This is a genomic window from uncultured Rossellomorea sp. (genome assembly GCF_947488365.1).
Taxonomy (GTDB): Bacteria; Bacillota; Bacilli; order Bacillales; family Bacillaceae_B; genus Rossellomorea.
Map to the genome: position 1 here is coordinate 1 of NZ_CANKZT010000009.1, position 14,931 is coordinate 14,931.

General features: G+C 42.6%; 13 protein-coding genes and 1 other annotated feature. All 13 genes read left to right on the plus strand.

The annotated features are described in order from the left end of the window. Positions 1–532 precede the first annotated feature (532 nt). The 13 genes from Q1B03_RS20305 (at position 533) to Q1B03_RS20365 (ending at position 14,929) form a co-directional block, all read left to right on the plus strand. A complete protein-coding gene (locus tag Q1B03_RS20305; RefSeq protein ID WP_148971217.1) occupies positions 533–994 on the plus strand; it encodes a CtsR family transcriptional regulator in 462 nt (153 codons plus the stop codon). A 19-nt stretch (positions 995–1,013) separates the two neighbouring features. Then, the gene (locus Q1B03_RS20310; RefSeq protein ID WP_299746067.1) at positions 1,014–1,562 is read left to right on the plus strand and encodes a UvrB/UvrC motif-containing protein; all 549 of its coding nucleotides are present in this window, start codon (positions 1,014–1,016) and stop codon (positions 1,560–1,562) included. Next, positions 1,559–2,641, plus strand: coding sequence for a protein arginine kinase (locus tag Q1B03_RS20315; protein ID WP_299746070.1), 1,083 nt, complete (start codon positions 1,559–1,561; stop codon positions 2,639–2,641). The genes Q1B03_RS20310 and Q1B03_RS20315 overlap by 4 nt, the downstream gene beginning before the upstream one ends. 1 nt (position 2,642) lies before the next feature. Further along, positions 2,643–5,090 carry an ATP-dependent protease ATP-binding subunit ClpC gene (clpC, locus tag Q1B03_RS20320; RefSeq protein ID WP_299746073.1) on the plus strand — a complete coding sequence of 816 codons (2,448 nt, stop codon included), beginning with the start codon at positions 2,643–2,645 and terminating at the stop codon, positions 5,088–5,090. A gap of 480 nt (positions 5,091–5,570) precedes the next feature. Beyond that, on the plus strand, positions 5,571–6,947 hold the full coding sequence (radA, locus tag Q1B03_RS20325) for a DNA repair protein RadA (protein WP_044340501.1): 1,377 nt from the start codon (positions 5,571–5,573) through the stop codon (positions 6,945–6,947). Between the two features lie 3 nt (positions 6,948–6,950). Next, entirely contained in the window at positions 6,951–8,024 is a 1,074-nt protein-coding gene (gene disA, locus Q1B03_RS20330) for a DNA integrity scanning diadenylate cyclase DisA (RefSeq protein WP_113970866.1), read from the plus strand. Between the two features lie 214 nt (positions 8,025–8,238). Further along, positions 8,239–9,330, plus strand: coding sequence for a PIN/TRAM domain-containing protein (locus tag Q1B03_RS20335; protein WP_299746078.1), 1,092 nt, complete (start codon positions 8,239–8,241; stop codon positions 9,328–9,330). Positions 9,331–9,406: 76 nt separating this feature from the next. Further along, the gene (gene ispD, locus Q1B03_RS20340; protein WP_299746080.1) at positions 9,407–10,111 is read left to right on the plus strand and encodes a 2-C-methyl-D-erythritol 4-phosphate cytidylyltransferase; all 705 of its coding nucleotides are present in this window, start codon (positions 9,407–9,409) and stop codon (positions 10,109–10,111) included. Next, complete coding sequence (ispF, locus tag Q1B03_RS20345) at positions 10,104–10,580, plus strand: 2-C-methyl-D-erythritol 2,4-cyclodiphosphate synthase (RefSeq protein WP_299746083.1); 477 nt, start codon at positions 10,104–10,106, stop codon at positions 10,578–10,580. The genes ispD and ispF overlap by 8 nt, the downstream gene beginning before the upstream one ends. A gap of 87 nt (positions 10,581–10,667) precedes the next feature. Further along, on the plus strand, positions 10,668–12,125 hold the full coding sequence (gene gltX, locus Q1B03_RS20350) for a glutamate--tRNA ligase (protein ID WP_299746086.1): 1,458 nt from the start codon (positions 10,668–10,670) through the stop codon (positions 12,123–12,125). Between the two features lie 43 nt (positions 12,126–12,168). Beyond that, positions 12,169–12,390 (plus strand) — a binding site (T-box leader). A 72-nt stretch (positions 12,391–12,462) separates the two neighbouring features. Then, positions 12,463–13,113, plus strand: a complete 651-nt coding sequence (gene cysE, locus Q1B03_RS20355; RefSeq protein ID WP_148971226.1) for a serine O-acetyltransferase — start codon at positions 12,463–12,465, stop codon at positions 13,111–13,113. Then, the gene (gene cysS, locus Q1B03_RS20360) at positions 13,110–14,510 is read left to right on the plus strand and encodes a cysteine--tRNA ligase (protein ID WP_299746090.1); all 1,401 of its coding nucleotides are present in this window, start codon (positions 13,110–13,112) and stop codon (positions 14,508–14,510) included. The genes cysE and cysS overlap by 4 nt, the downstream gene beginning before the upstream one ends. Then, complete coding sequence (locus Q1B03_RS20365; protein ID WP_113970873.1) at positions 14,510–14,929, plus strand: Mini-ribonuclease 3; 420 nt, start codon at positions 14,510–14,512, stop codon at positions 14,927–14,929. Before cysS ends, Q1B03_RS20365 begins: the two co-directional genes overlap by 1 nt. Positions 14,930–14,931: the final 2 nt, after the last annotated feature.

The window sequence follows — 14,931 nt, forward strand, 5'->3', positions numbered from 1 at the left end:
CACGGAAGTTAAGCTCTTCAGCGCCGATGGTAGTTGGGGGATCTCCCCCTGTGAGAGTAGGACGTCGCCAGGCAAATATGAAAAAGAGTAGCTCTTAGGAGCTGCTTTTTTTGTCGTTTGAATTTTTGAGATTGTGGATTGAACATCACTCCTCTATACAGCTGAAAAGATAAACTAATGCCCAATAAATCCAACTTTTTAGTGTAAGTAATCCATCCAAATTACTAACTTTCACTCTTCCTCAATCACACCAATAGACCATTCACCATTCCATCACATCACAGGTCGACCATCCTTCCACCCCTCTCCAAAAATCAACTCCCGACCCTTATCACTGCCCTCCCCGTATAAAAAAACACTCCCTCTCAATGCCCCATTTCCTAAAATCTATCCAACAAACTCACATTTTCACGTTTAAAACCTTCCTAAAACAGGAAAACTTCTAAGGTCAAACTTCATAATTGCAAAGTTTAAAACACGGTTGTATAATTATAGTCAAATATAGTCAAAGTCAAAATGAGGAGGAGGTTTGATGAGGAACATATCCGACATCATTGAACGTTATTTAAAGAATGTTTTAGAACTGAGTGAAAGTGAGATAGTCGAGATTAAAAGAAGCGAGATCGCTGATAAGTTTCAATGTGTTCCTTCTCAAATTAATTATGTGATCAATACCCGGTTCACGATAGAAAGAGGGTATGTAGTAGAGAGTAAACGAGGTGGCGGGGGCTATATCAGAATTATGAAAGTAAAGGCCCACGATCAAGTTCATCTAATTGACCAGCTGGTAGCACTCATTACTCAGACGATCAGCCAGAATACGGCAGCTGATATTGTGTTTCGATTAGTAGAAGAGGATATTATCTCTGAACGGGAAGCAAAGATCATGCTGAGCGTAATGGACCGTTCGGTGATCATGGTCGATTTACCTGAACGGGACGTATTGAGGGGAAGAATGCTCAGGGCCATGCTGGATACATTGAAGTACGAGTAAGTTTTGAGAGGTGAGTAGGATGATTTGTCAAGAGTGTAATGAAAGACCTGCAACCCTTCATTTTACCAAGGTGATAAATGGGGAAAAGACAGAGGTTCATTTATGCGAGCAATGCGCTCAGGATAAGGGTGAAATGTTTATGTTTGATTCTTCTTCCGGCTTCTCAGTGAACAATCTATTGGCAGGTCTTCTTAATATAGCCCCTGCATTTAAGCAGGCAAAGGAAGCGGAAATACCCAAGACAGAGGTTTTACAGTGTGAAAAGTGTAAAATGACCTTGCAGCAATTCATTAATGTGGGAAGATTTGGGTGTGCTCATTGTTATGAGACGTTCAAAGATGAGCTGACTCCTCTATTAAAACGTGTTCATAGTGGAAATGTGGAGCATCACGGGAAGGTTCCGGAACGCATGGGCGGGGCCATTCATGTGAAGAAAAAAATTCAGCAGTTGAAGTCAGAACTGCAAACGATGATTGCGGATGAAGAGTTTGAAAAAGCAGCAGAGATACGAGACGAAATTCGCTCCCTGGAGAAAGATGTTAAAAAAGAGGGAGGAGATAAAGGATGAGTCTAGAGAGATTTTTACAAAATGCTGTTAGTTCTTGGATGAATGAAGAGGGACCGAATTCGGATATTGTTCTCAGCTCACGGGTTCGCCTCGCGAGGAACCTGACAGACTTTCGATTCTCTACTCTTTATTCTTCTGAGGAAGCAAAAGAAATTGTGGATCGCGTGAAGGATAAGCTCTCTTTATACCCGAAGAAATTAGGTGAATTAGAATTTTTACCTACAAGTGAGATTCAGCCACTCCAAAAGAGGGTATTGATGGAGAAACACCTTATTAGCCCTAACTTGGCAGAGGACACGAACTATGGGGCTGTCCTTTTATCCAGTGAAGAAGATATTAGCATAATGGTAAACGAAGAGGATCATATTCGAATACAGTGTTTATATCCAGGTTTACAATTGAAGGAAGCTTTACAGAGAGCGAATCAGATTGATGATTGGTTTGAAAGCGAATTTGATTTTGCTTTTGATGAGAAACATGGATATTTAACGACTTGTCCTACCAATGTAGGAACGGGGCTTAGAGCTTCTGTCATGATGCACTTGCCTGGTCTGGTCCTGACCCAGCAGTTAAATCGTATCATTCCTGCCATTAACCAATTAGGTCTGGTGGTAAGAGGGATTTATGGAGAAGGCAGCGAGGCGTTGGGAAACATCTTCCAGATTTCGAATCAAACGACACTCGGTAAGTCAGAGGAAGATATTGTGGAAGATTTGTTAAGTGTTGTGAAACAGATCATCGATAAAGAACAATCGGCAAGGGACGCATTAGTTAAAACGTCTAACATACAATTAGAAGATAGGATCTTTCGTTCACTTGGTGTGTTGGAGCACAGTCGAATTATTGAGTCCAAGGAAGCAGCTAAGTGTTTATCGGATGTCAGGCTTGGGATTGATTTAGGATACATCAAAGTCATATCTAAGAATATATTGAATGAACTAATGATTTTAACCCAACCGGGATTTTTACAACAATATTCTGGAGGTCCATTGAGACCAAATGAAAGAGATATAAGAAGGTCTTCTTTGATTCGAGAGCGAATTAAGTTAGATAAGGATACATGTGAGGAGGAAAAATAATATGATGTTTGGTCGATTTACAGAAAGAGCACAAAAGGTATTAGCGTTAGCTCAAGAAGAAGCGATTCGTTTGGCGCACAGTAATATTGGTACTGAACATATTTTATTGGGACTTGTCCGCGAGGGTGAAGGAATTGCCGCTAAAGCACTTACGGCGTTGGGACTGAGCCCTGAAAAGATTCAGAAAGAAGTGGAGGGGTTGATCGGGAAAGGAACCGAGAAATCTCAAACGATTCATTATACACCCAGAGCGAAGAAAGTGATTGAGCTTTCTATGGATGAGGCTCGTAAACTGGGACACTCATATGTAGGAACAGAACATATTTTATTAGGGTTAATTCGTGAAGGTGAAGGAGTAGCCGCTCGTGTACTCGGAAATCTTGGTGTCAGCTTAAATAAAGCAAGACAGCAAGTATTGCAGTTACTAGGAAGTAATGACTCAAGCAACCACCAGGGCGCGGGCAATGCCAATGCCAATACGCCTACCCTTGATAGCTTAGCCCGGGACTTAACGGCAATCGCCCGTGAAGGAAGCTTAGATCCGGTTATCGGACGAAGCAAAGAAATTCAGCGTGTCATTGAAGTTTTAAGTCGCCGTACGAAGAATAACCCGGTGTTAATCGGTGAGCCTGGTGTAGGTAAGACAGCGATTGCCGAGGGCCTTGCACAACAGATCATTGCAAATGAAGTGCCTGAAATCCTTCGGGATAAACGCGTAATGACCCTGGATATGGGTACAGTGGTAGCCGGTACGAAATACCGCGGTGAATTCGAGGATCGATTAAAGAAAGTAATGGATGAAATTCGTCAGGCAGGTAATATCATCCTGTTCATCGATGAGCTTCATACGTTAATCGGAGCAGGCGGAGCTGAAGGCGCCATCGATGCATCGAACATTTTAAAACCATCTCTTGCTCGTGGAGAGTTACAATGTATCGGTGCGACAACATTAGATGAGTACCGTAAATATATTGAAAAGGATGCTGCGCTGGAGCGTCGTTTCCAACCAATTCAAGTCAATGAGCCAACGGCAGAAGAGTCTATTCAGATTCTCAAGGGCTTACGCGATCGTTATGAAGCCCATCACCGCGTATCGATCACAGATGAAGCGATTGATGCGGCAGTGAAACTGTCTGATCGCTACATTTCAGACCGCTTCTTACCGGATAAGGCAATTGATTTAATTGATGAAGCTGGGTCTAAGGTGCGCTTACGTTCTTATACAACGCCGCCAAACCTGAAAGAGCTTGAAGCAAAGCTGGAAGAAATCCGTAAAGAGAAGGATGCAGCGGTTCAAAGCCAAGAGTTTGAAAAAGCAGCTTCTCTAAGAGATTCAGAGCAAAAGCTTCGTGAAGAGCTGGAAGAAACGAAGAACACATGGAAAGAAAAGCAAGGTCAGGAAAATACGGAAGTGACGGTAGAAGATATTGCGAAGGTTGTATCGAACTGGACGGGAGTGCCGGTATCGAAACTTGCCCAGACTGAGACGGATCGATTACTTAAGTTAGAAGAGATCCTTCATTCCAGAGTCATTGGTCAATCTGAAGCAGTCGTAGCAGTATCGAAAGCGGTCCGTCGTGCAAGAGCAGGGCTGAAAGATCCGAAGCGTCCGATTGGTTCCTTTATTTTCTTAGGACCGACAGGAGTAGGGAAAACGGAACTTGCCCGTGCATTAGCGGAATCTATGTTCGGTGACGAGGATGCCATGATCCGCATCGATATGTCTGAGTACATGGAGAAGCATTCGACTTCACGTTTAGTAGGTTCTCCTCCAGGGTATGTAGGATATGAAGAAGGCGGTCAGTTAACAGAAAAAGTTCGCCGTAAGCCATATTCCGTCGTACTTTTAGATGAAATTGAAAAGGCACATCCTGATGTATTTAACATCCTCCTTCAAGTCTTGGAAGATGGTCGTTTGACAGACTCAAAAGGAAGAACGGTAGACTTCAGAAACACGGTGTTGATCATGACATCCAACGTTGGCGCCCAGTCCCTTAAGAGCAACAAATATGTTGGGTTCAATATTCAAGATGGAAAGCAGGATTATAAGGATATGAAAGGTAAGGTAATGGAAGAGCTGAAACGTGCGTTCCGACCAGAGTTCCTTAACCGTATCGATGAAATCATTGTCTTCCACTCACTTGAAAAAGATCACCTGAAAGAGATTGTGACACTAATGTCAAACCAACTGACAAGTCGCTTGAAAGAGCAGGATATTCATTTAGAGCTATCTGCTGCTGCTAAAGAAAAAATAGCAGATGAAGGATTCGATCCTGAATACGGTGCGCGCCCACTGCGTCGGGCCATTCAGAAACATGTAGAGGATAAACTGTCAGAGGAGTTATTAAGAGGCAAGGTGCTGACAGGTCAGAATATTGTTATTGATGTAGAAGATAGTGAGTTTGTTGTAAAGGTAAAAGAAGAAGAAGCAGCTAATACTCCTACTTAATACAAAGGTGAAAAAAGAGGTACACGTTTATGTTTTTCGTGTACCTCTTTTATAATAATGGATACCTTTGATGAGCTCTGGAAAAGCTTGTCGCCTCTGGGCAAGCCACCTGCGCTTTTCTTATTGTCTGGCTCCGCCGGCTAGGCCCTCGAGGTCATAAGTCAATCTCGCCAAAAAGGCAAAGACCGCCTTTTCAGCAAGCTCGACTTATGCTTGTCGGGCCTGAACGAGCCGGCTGCGCTTTTCATATTGTCTAGCTCCGGTGGCTAGAGGCTCGAGGTCATAAGCCAAGTTAACCAAAAAGGCAAAAAACGCCTTTCCGGTTAACTCGTCTTATGCTTGTCGCCTCTAAGCAAGCCACCTGCGCTTTTCGAAGGGTCCTAAATTGAATACAGTACATAAAACCGATACAATCATTTCGAATGGGTATTGTCATGAAATGTAAAAAGAACAAATAGAGTGAAAGAGGAGAAGAATAGATTGGCAAAGAAAAAGACAAAGTTTGTATGTTCATCATGTGGTTATGAGTCTGCTAAATGGATGGGCAAATGTCCAGGTTGTAACGAGTGGAACACGATGGTGGAAGAAGTTGAGATGACGGGGAAAAAGCCTCGAGGATCATTTATGCATTCTGAAAATAGCGGGCCCACTAAAGCAGAAAAGCTTATCTCAATCGAAACAAAGCAAGAACCAAGAGTATTGACTGAATCGAAAGAGCTGAATCGGGTGTTAGGTGGAGGAGTAGTTCCGGGTTCACTTGTGTTGATCGGTGGAGATCCCGGGATCGGGAAATCTACTTTATTGCTTCAGGTATCTTCCCAGCTTGCCGATCAAAAGCAGAAGGTGCTATATATATCCGGAGAAGAATCGATCAAGCAAACAAAACTTCGGGCAGATCGATTAAGTATTAAGTCGGATGATTTATATATATTTGCGGAAACGAATCTTGAATTGATCCATCAAACGATTGAACAAATCTCTCCTGATTTTGTCATCATCGACTCGATTCAAACGATTTTTCATCCTGAAGTGACGTCTGCTCCCGGTAGTGTTTCCCAGGTGAGGGAGTGTACAGCTGAATTAATGAGAATAGGAAAAACAAAAGGCATTGCCATCTTCATAGTAGGGCATGTTACAAAGGAAGGATCCATTGCCGGACCTCGTTTGCTGGAGCATATGGTAGATACCGTACTGTACTTTGAAGGGGAGCGCCATCATTCATATCGTATTTTAAGAGCCGTGAAGAATCGCTTCGGTTCCACGAATGAGATGGGGATTTTTGAAATGAAAGAGCTTGGTCTGGAGGAAGTCGCAAATCCTTCTGAGATATTCCTGGAGGAGCGCTCACAAGGCGCGGCAGGCTCAACGGTCGTTGCATCCATGGAAGGTACAAGACCTGTTCTGGTGGAGATACAAGCCCTTGTCACCCCGACCAGCTTCAATAACCCTAGACGAATGGCGACGGGGATCGATCATAGCCGTGTTTCACTCATTATGGCCGTGTTGGAGAAACGCGCAGGAATGCTATTGCAGCAGCAGGATGCTTATTTAAAAGTGGCAGGAGGGGTCAAACTGGATGAACCTGCGATTGATTTGGCTGTTGCCGCGAGTATTGCGTCCAGCTTCCGTGATAAAGCGTCCAGTGCTCATGATTGTATTATCGGAGAGGTCGGATTAACGGGTGAAATAAGAAGGGTGTCAAGAATTGAGCAACGTGTTCAAGAAGCGGCTAAACTAGGCTTTAGACGTGTGATTATTCCCCAAAATAACTTAAGTGGATGGCAGCCGCCTTCGGATATAGAGGTCACAGGAGTGTCAAATATAAACGAAGCGCTGGCTATTATTTTAGGAGGATAAGAAATGGAAGATAAGAAGGCAAGAGAAAAGTCCATGTCGGATATATTGCAATTTGTTGCTCCAGGTGCTCCGATAAGAGATGGCATCGATAATGTTCTGAGAGCCAATACGGGCGGCCTTATTGTCGTTGGTTACAATGATAAGGTGAAATCTGTACTGGATGGCGGATTTCATATCAATTGTGCTTTTTCACCAAGCTATCTGTATGAGCTTGCCAAGATGGATGGGGCCATCATCCTGAATGAAGCGGGTACGAAGATCATTTTGGCAAACGCTCAGTTGGCTCCCGATGTGTACGTTCCCTCTACCGAAACGGGAATGAGACACCGCACGGCAGAGCGGGTTGCCAGGCAGACCAATGCCCTTGTCATCGCTATTTCGCAACGTAGAAACGTGATCACGTTGTATCAAGGGAATTTTCGATATGCTTTAAAGGATATCTCTGTCATCTTAACGAAGGCCAACCAGGCGATTCAAACTCTGGAGAAGTATAAGGTGGTTCTCGATCAGAGTATCTCTAATCTATCGGTTCTGGAGTTTGAGGAGCTTGTGACACAAAGCGACCTACTGCAAGTTCTTCACAGATTCGAAATGGTATTAAGGATTAAAAACGAGTTATTGACCTATTTAAGCGAGCTGGGTGTCGAAGGAAGATTGATACGCCTTCAGATGAATGAGCTATTGGCAGATATTGAAGATGAGGCGATGCTCATTATTAGGGATTATTCTCAGGAAAGAAATATAAAGCCGTTCGAACTACTCTATAAATTTCAGGAGCTTGTCCATTCAGAAGTATTAGAGGATAATGTCCTATTAAAATTATTAGGCTATCATGGGTATGTTCATCACGATGATGCCATCTATCCAAGAGGATATCGCGTGTTGAATAAGATCCCACGGTTACCAATTGTGATCATCGAAAACCTTATTACCAGGTTCGAAACCCTTCCCCATGTAGTGAGTGCTTCAGTGGATGATTTGGATGAAGTGGAAGGAATAGGAGAGGTCAGGGCACGGAAAATCAAAGAGGGATTAAAACTGATCAAAGAACAAACGTTTGCCGATCGACAGTTATAGGTATGTGGTCCTGTATTTGCCATACAGGGGATAATTGAAGTATTTTCAAAAAATTGACAGTCTTTAAGAGACATGTTAGCCTTCACTTAAGGAAGCTAGTAAAATGGGATAAGTATATCAAAATGGTTTCCAAAGTATTAAATTTAAAATTTTCAAGGGCTAAGACGTTTCAAAAATAGCAAATTGTTTATAATGAATAGGAGGAGGTGAGGGAATGTTAAAAAGAATCGTTCAAGCGTGCTTCCTTATAGTCGGGGGAACACTGGGGATATTTCTGCTTCCCGAATTATTTACCGTCATAAATTTATCAGACATTCCTTTAATTAATAACCCTTATATGACTGCTATATTTGGTGCCATTATTTTTTATATTCTTTCGTTTTGGGCAGTCGAGTATGTCGTCAATTTCGTCAAGTGGTTTGAAGATAGTTTAGTAAAAGCTCCAGTAACGGATCTGTTATTTGGCAGTTTAGGACTTATTATCGGTCTTTTTGTTGCGTATCTGTTTGGGATTCCTTTCAATCAAATGGAGATCCCGATTGTCAACACAGTGGTTCCGATTCTATTAACGCTGATTCTTGGTTATTTAGGCTTTCAAGTTGGCTTTAAGAAAAGGGATGAGCTGGTCGGTCTGTTTGGTACTACAAATAAAGGCAAGAAAAAAGGGACTGACGAAGATTCTGATGAAGCGGGTGTGAAAACGCTGAAGATACTGGATACGAGTGTGATTATCGATGGTCGTATCGCAGATATCTGTCAAACTGGATTTTTAGAAGGAATTGTCGTCATTCCACAGTTTGTGCTGGAAGAGCTTCAGCATATTGCGGATTCTTCAGATGTGTTGAAACGAAACCGTGGCAGGCGTGGACTTGATATCCTGAATCGAATTCAAAAGGAGCTCCCTGTAGAGGTTCAGATTTATGAAGGTGACTTTGAGGAAATTCAGGAAGTTGATTCGAAGCTTGTGAAATTAGCGAAGCTTACGAATGGGATCGTTGTCACGAATGATTTCAACTTGAATAAAGTATGCGATCTTCAAGGTGTACAAGTATTAAATATCAATGACTTGGCCAATGCCGTTAAGCCAGTTGTATTACCTGGAGAAGAATTGAAGGTTCAGGTAATCAAAGACGGTAAAGAACATAATCAAGGAATCGCCTATCTCGATGATGGTACGATGATTGTAGTGGAAGAGGGACGCAATTATATCGGCAAGTATATCGATGTACTTGTGACGTCTGTTCTTCAAACCTCTGCGGGTCGAATGATCTTTGCGAAGCCGAAGCAATTAGAAAAAGCTTTATAAGTAATCTTTGCCCTGACTCTATTGATTCAGTGAGGTATAATAAATAGTATTACTCGAGTGTTAAAGGAGTTATCGTATGGAATATGAAGTTGTCATTCCGGCTGCAGGGCAAGGGAAACGAATGAAAGCAGGCAAGAATAAACTGCTCCTCGAGCTGAATAGCTGTCCAGTCATTATTCATACACTGCGCGTTTTTGAACTTGACTCCCATTGTCAGGGTATCTATTTAGCGATTCATCCATCGGAGCGAGATGAGTTCAAAAGTTTATTAGACCGCTTTGGTATTAAAAAGGTCGTTAAGCTTGTAGATGGCGGGGAAGAAAGACAGCATAGTGTATACAACGCATTGCTTGAGGTTGATCATGAAATTGTTCTTGTACACGACGGGGCAAGACCTTTTATTAAAGAATCCACGATTCACCAATTAGTAGAAAAAACTCAATCAACAGGAGCCGCCATTGCCGCTGTTCCTGTTAAAGATACGATCAAAAAAGTGATGGATGGAGAAGTCGAGGAAACGATTGAACGCTCAAGCTTGTGGATGGTTCAAACTCCACAAGCTTTTCGTGTTTCATTGTTGAAAAGAGCGCACGGGGAAGCGGAGCAAGATGGTTTCCTTGGCACAGACGATGCTTCTCTAGTAGAAAGAATGGATGTTATGGTTGCTGTTGTGGAGAGTGATTATGACAATATTAAACTGACAACACCTGAGGACTTATATTTTGCTGAGGCCATTTTGAAGAAGCAAGAGGAAATGAGTGGAGGAGACAACCATGTTTAGGATCGGACAAGGATTTGATGTTCATCAATTAGTAGAAGACAGACCCCTTATTATGGGAGGCATAACCATACCATATGAAAAAGGGTTATTAGGTCATTCAGATGCAGATGTACTATTACATGCTGTAGCGGATGCATGTTTGGGGGCGATTGCCGCTGGGGATATCGGAAAACACTTTCCAGACACAGATCCTGAATTCAAGGATGCAGATTCAGCTAAGCTTCTCGAGCATGTATGGGCTCTTGTGAAAGAGGAAGGCTATGAATTAGGGAATATCGATTGCACGATCATTGCTCAGAAACCAAAGATGGCTCCTTATATCGACGAAATGAGACAAAGCATCGCAACCCTATTAGAAGCGGATAGTACGCAAGTGAACGTGAAAGCCACAACCTCAGAGAAGCTTGGTTTTACTGGAAGAGGCGAAGGGATCGCAGCGCAAACCACCGTGTTGATCAAAAAGAAGTAAGGGGACAAATTCGCTTTATTCCCTTTCATAACGGTGTTAAAATAGGTCAGAGACTTTAATGCAGGAATACAAAGAGGAGGAAATCAAATGACAAAAGAAGTACGCGTCCGTTATGCTCCAAGTCCAACGGGTCATTTACATATTGGGAATGCAAGAACCGCTTTATTTAATTACTTATACGCTCGCAGTGTAGGTGGAAAGTTCATCATCCGTATTGAAGACACGGATAAGAAACGTAATATTGAAGGCGGAGAAGAAAGTCAGCTTAAATATCTTCAATGGCTTGGAATTGATTGGGACGAAAGCGTAGATAAGCCTGGTGACTATGGCCCTTATCGCCAATCAGAGCGTAATCATATTTATGAGCAATATTTAAATGAGCTGTTAGAAAGCGGACAAGCTTATAAATGCTACTGTACGGAAGAAGAGCTGGAAGCGGAACGCGAAGCTCAATCAGCATCAGGCCAAATGCCCCGCTATTCCGGTAAATGCCGTAACCTGACAAAAGAAGATCAAGAGAGATTAGCTGCAGAAGGACGTCAACCAAGTATTCGTTTCCGTGTGCCTGCAGGGAAAGTATATTCTTTCAATGATATTGTGAAAGAAGATGTGGCATTTGAATCAGACGGAATCGGTGATTTTGTCATTGCGAAAAAAGACGGTACACCTACATATAACTTTGCCGTTGCAGTAGACGATTACCTGATGAAAATTTCACACGTTCTACGTGGAGAAGATCATATTTCCAATACACCAAAGCAATTAATGATTTTTGAAGCTCTTGGATGGGAAGCTCCTGTTTACGGGCATATGACATTAATCGTTAATGAAAGCCGTAAGAAACTGAGTAAGCGTGATGAAAGTATCATTCAGTTCATCGAACAATACGAAGCATTGGGTTATTTACCAGAAGCTTTATTCAACTTCATAGCGCTACTCGGCTGGTCTCCTAAAGGAGAAGAAGAGATATTTTCTAAAGATGAGTTTATTGAAATCTTTGATCCGGCGCGTCTATCTACTTCTTCTGCCCTGTTCGATAACCAGAAGCTAACATGGATGAACAATCAATACATGAAGAATTTAGAATTAGAGCAAGTGGTGGAGTTATCCCTTCCTCACTTAATCAGCGCTGGTAAATTAGAAGAGAATATGTCTGACGAGCAGCGTGAATGGACGAGTCGCGTCATTTCTTTATACCAGGAGCAAATGAGCTTCGGTGCTGAAATCGTGGAGCTGTCTGAAATGTTCTTCAAAACAGATCTTGAATATGATGAAGAGGCGAAAGCGGTGTTGGAAGAGGAGCAGGTCCCTGAAGTACTTCAAGCTTTCTTGAACGAGATTGAAGCTCTTGAAAATTATGAAGCAGCAGAAATCAAATCGTCTATCAAAGCGGTGCAAAAGTCGACTGGTCATAAAGGGAAGAAGCTGTTTATGCCGATCCGTGTAGCGGTAACAGGACAGACACATGGTCCTGAATTACCGAATGCGATTGAGCTTTTAGGGAAAGATACCGTTAAACATCGTCTTCAAAGTCTTTTAGGTTAACATTTTGGATGTTATGTAATATAGTAAGAGTATCACAATAAATGATATCGCGTTGATGAGGAGAAGTAAGAAAAGGATGCTTAGTAGAGAGAACCATCACCGGCTGAAAGTGGTTTAAGCCCCTCCGATTCTGAAATGCACCTCTGAGCCCGTTACTGAAATATAGTAGGTAAAGGCGGCTTCCTACCGTTAACAGGATTCGAGTTGGAGAAGGGTATTTTTCTTCTCAATCAGAGTGGAACCGCGCTACCTAAGCGTCTCTGTCAGTTTATTGACAGAGGCGTTTTTTTATTGTTAAGTGCTTATATTTTTAAAAAAGGAAGGGGGATGGATCCGAATGTTTAAGTCATTTAGGGAAGATATAGAAGTAGTGTTTGATCAGGATCCGGCTGCCAGGAATTATCTCGAGGTCATCCTTACGTATTCGGGTCTTCATGCCATATGGGCCCATCGCATAGCCCATGCTTTTTTCAAAAGGAAATTCTTTTTTATCGCTCGCGTTATTTCGCAGGTAAGCCGCTTTTTCACCGGGGTTGAGATTCACCCAGGGGCAAAAATCGGCCGCCGATTTTTCATTGATCATGGTATGGGAGTCGTGATTGGTGAAACGTGTGAAATCGGAGATAATGTTACGCTCTTTCAAGGGGTGACCCTTGGTGGAACAGGCAAAGAAAAAGGGAAGCGGCATCCTACGATTCAGGATAATGCTCTTATCGCCACGGGAGCGAAAGTATTAGGATCGATTGTAGTTGGGGAAAATTCTAAGGTAGGGGCTGGATCGGTCGTGCTGAAAGATGTTCCCCCAAATTCAACCGTCGTCGGTATTCCGGGGAAGGTCGTCATTCAGGATGGCGTCAAGATACAGAAGGATCTGAATCACTGTGATCTCCCCGATCCGATGAATGATCGTATGAAGCAACTGGAAATGGAATTGAACGAGGTAAAATCATTATTAAGGGAATATGAAGGAAGGAGTCGATCATATTGACGATTCGTTTATATAACACATTGACAAGAAAAAAAGAGGAATTTATACCCCTGGAAGAGGGTAAAGTCAAAATGTATGTGTGCGGGCCGACGGTTTATAACTATATTCATATAGGAAATGCACGCCCGGCCATTGTCTTCGATACGGTGAGACGCTATTTGGAATACAGAGGCTTTGATGTTCACTTTGTCTCTAACTTCACAGATGTGGATGATAAATTGATTCGTGCGGCAAATGAGCTGGGAGTGGATGTTCCGACGGTTGCCCAGCGCTTTATCCAGGCGTACTTTGAAGATACCGGAGCACTTGGATGCAAGAAAGCGGATGTTCATCCGACTGTAACAGACAATATTGATGCCATCATTGATTTTATCTCTGCTCTTGTGGAGAAAGGGTTTGCTTACGAATCACAAGGTGACGTTTATTATCGTACAAGAAAGTTTGATGGATACGGTAAGCTTTCTCATCAGCCGATCGATGAGCTTAAAGCAGGCGCCCGCATAGATGTAGGGGATAAAAAAGAAGATGCTCTTGATTTCGTATTATGGAAAGCGGCGAAAGAAGGGGAAATTTCTTGGGAAAGCCCTTGGGGTGAAGGCCGTCCCGGCTGGCATATTGAGTGCTCTGCCATGGCAAAGCGCTACTTGGGGGATACCATCGATATTCACGCCGGGGGCCAGGATTTAACCTTCCCTCATCACGAGAATGAAATCGCACAATCAGAAGCACTTACAGGAAAGCCATTCGCAAAGTACTGGATGCACAATGGATATATTAATATTGATAATGAGAAAATGTCTAAATCACTTGGGAATTTTGTATTGGTTCATGACATCATTAAAGAACAGGATCCACAAGTCCTTCGTTTCTTTATGCTATCTGTTCATTATCGTCATCCTATCAACTACAATTTAGAGCTTCTTCAAAATGCAGAGTCCGCTTTAGATAGAATTAAGACAGCTTATGAGAACTTGAAGCACCGTAAGGAATCGAGTACAGACCTGACGGATAACAACCGGGAATGGCTGGACAAAATCGCTGAATTAAAAGCGCAGTTCATCTCTGAAATGGATGATGATTTTAACACAGCCAACGGAATTTCCGTCTTATTCGAATTATCCAAGCAAGCCAATTATTATTTAATGGAGAAAAATACAGCTACAGAAGTGATTGATATGTTCTTGAGCCAATTCGAAGACTTCTTCTCTGTCCTGGGGCTAAGCCTTCAGGAAGCAGAACTGTTGGACGAAGAAGTGGAAGAACTGATCGAGAAACGCGTTCAGGCACGTAAAGATCGGAACTTCCAATTAGCAGATGAAATTCGTGACACATTAAAAGAGATGAATATCATCTTGGAAGATACTCCTCAAGGCATTCGCTGGAAAAGAGGGTCTTAATGCTTCACGAGATAAATGAACAAATCGATGCGAAACAAATCAATGCACTTGCACTGGCTTATATGGGGGATGCTGTATATGAAACGTATGTACGGCAGCTCCTCTTAACAAAAGGAAAAATCAAGCCGAATCAGCTTCACAGAGCGGCGACGAAGTATGTGTCTGCTAAAGCTCAAGCGGCTATTCTCAGAACGTTGTTCGATCAGGACGTCTTAACGGAAGAAGAGATATCGATTGTCAAGCGCGGCCGGAATGCGAAATCCGGAACAACGCCAAAAAATACGGATGTACAAACGTATAAACACAGCACTGCTTTTGAGGCGCTTATTGGATATTTGTTTTTACTTAATCGGACAGAGCGATTAGAGGAACTGTTGAAGATGATATTTGAACAAGCCCAGGCAGGAAAGGAGGAGTAGAA

Coding starts and splice junctions, on each gene's coding strand:
- Q1B03_RS20305 (WP_148971217.1), top strand. CDS start 533: ATGAGGAACATATCCGACATCATTGAACGTTATTTAAAGAATGTTTTA.
- Q1B03_RS20310 (WP_299746067.1), top strand. CDS start 1,014: ATGATTTGTCAAGAGTGTAATGAAAGACCTGCAACCCTTCATTTTACC.
- Q1B03_RS20315 (WP_299746070.1), top strand. CDS start 1,559: ATGAGTCTAGAGAGATTTTTACAAAATGCTGTTAGTTCTTGGATGAAT.
- clpC (WP_299746073.1), top strand. CDS start 2,643: ATGATGTTTGGTCGATTTACAGAAAGAGCACAAAAGGTATTAGCGTTA.
- disA (WP_113970866.1), top strand. CDS start 6,951: ATGGAAGATAAGAAGGCAAGAGAAAAGTCCATGTCGGATATATTGCAA.
- Q1B03_RS20335 (WP_299746078.1), top strand. CDS start 8,239: ATGTTAAAAAGAATCGTTCAAGCGTGCTTCCTTATAGTCGGGGGAACA.
- ispD (WP_299746080.1), top strand. CDS start 9,407: ATGGAATATGAAGTTGTCATTCCGGCTGCAGGGCAAGGGAAACGAATG.
- ispF (WP_299746083.1), top strand. CDS start 10,104: ATGTTTAGGATCGGACAAGGATTTGATGTTCATCAATTAGTAGAAGAC.
- gltX (WP_299746086.1), top strand. CDS start 10,668: ATGACAAAAGAAGTACGCGTCCGTTATGCTCCAAGTCCAACGGGTCAT.
- cysE (WP_148971226.1), top strand. CDS start 12,463: ATGTTTAAGTCATTTAGGGAAGATATAGAAGTAGTGTTTGATCAGGAT.
- Q1B03_RS20365 (WP_113970873.1), top strand. CDS start 14,510: ATGCTTCACGAGATAAATGAACAAATCGATGCGAAACAAATCAATGCA.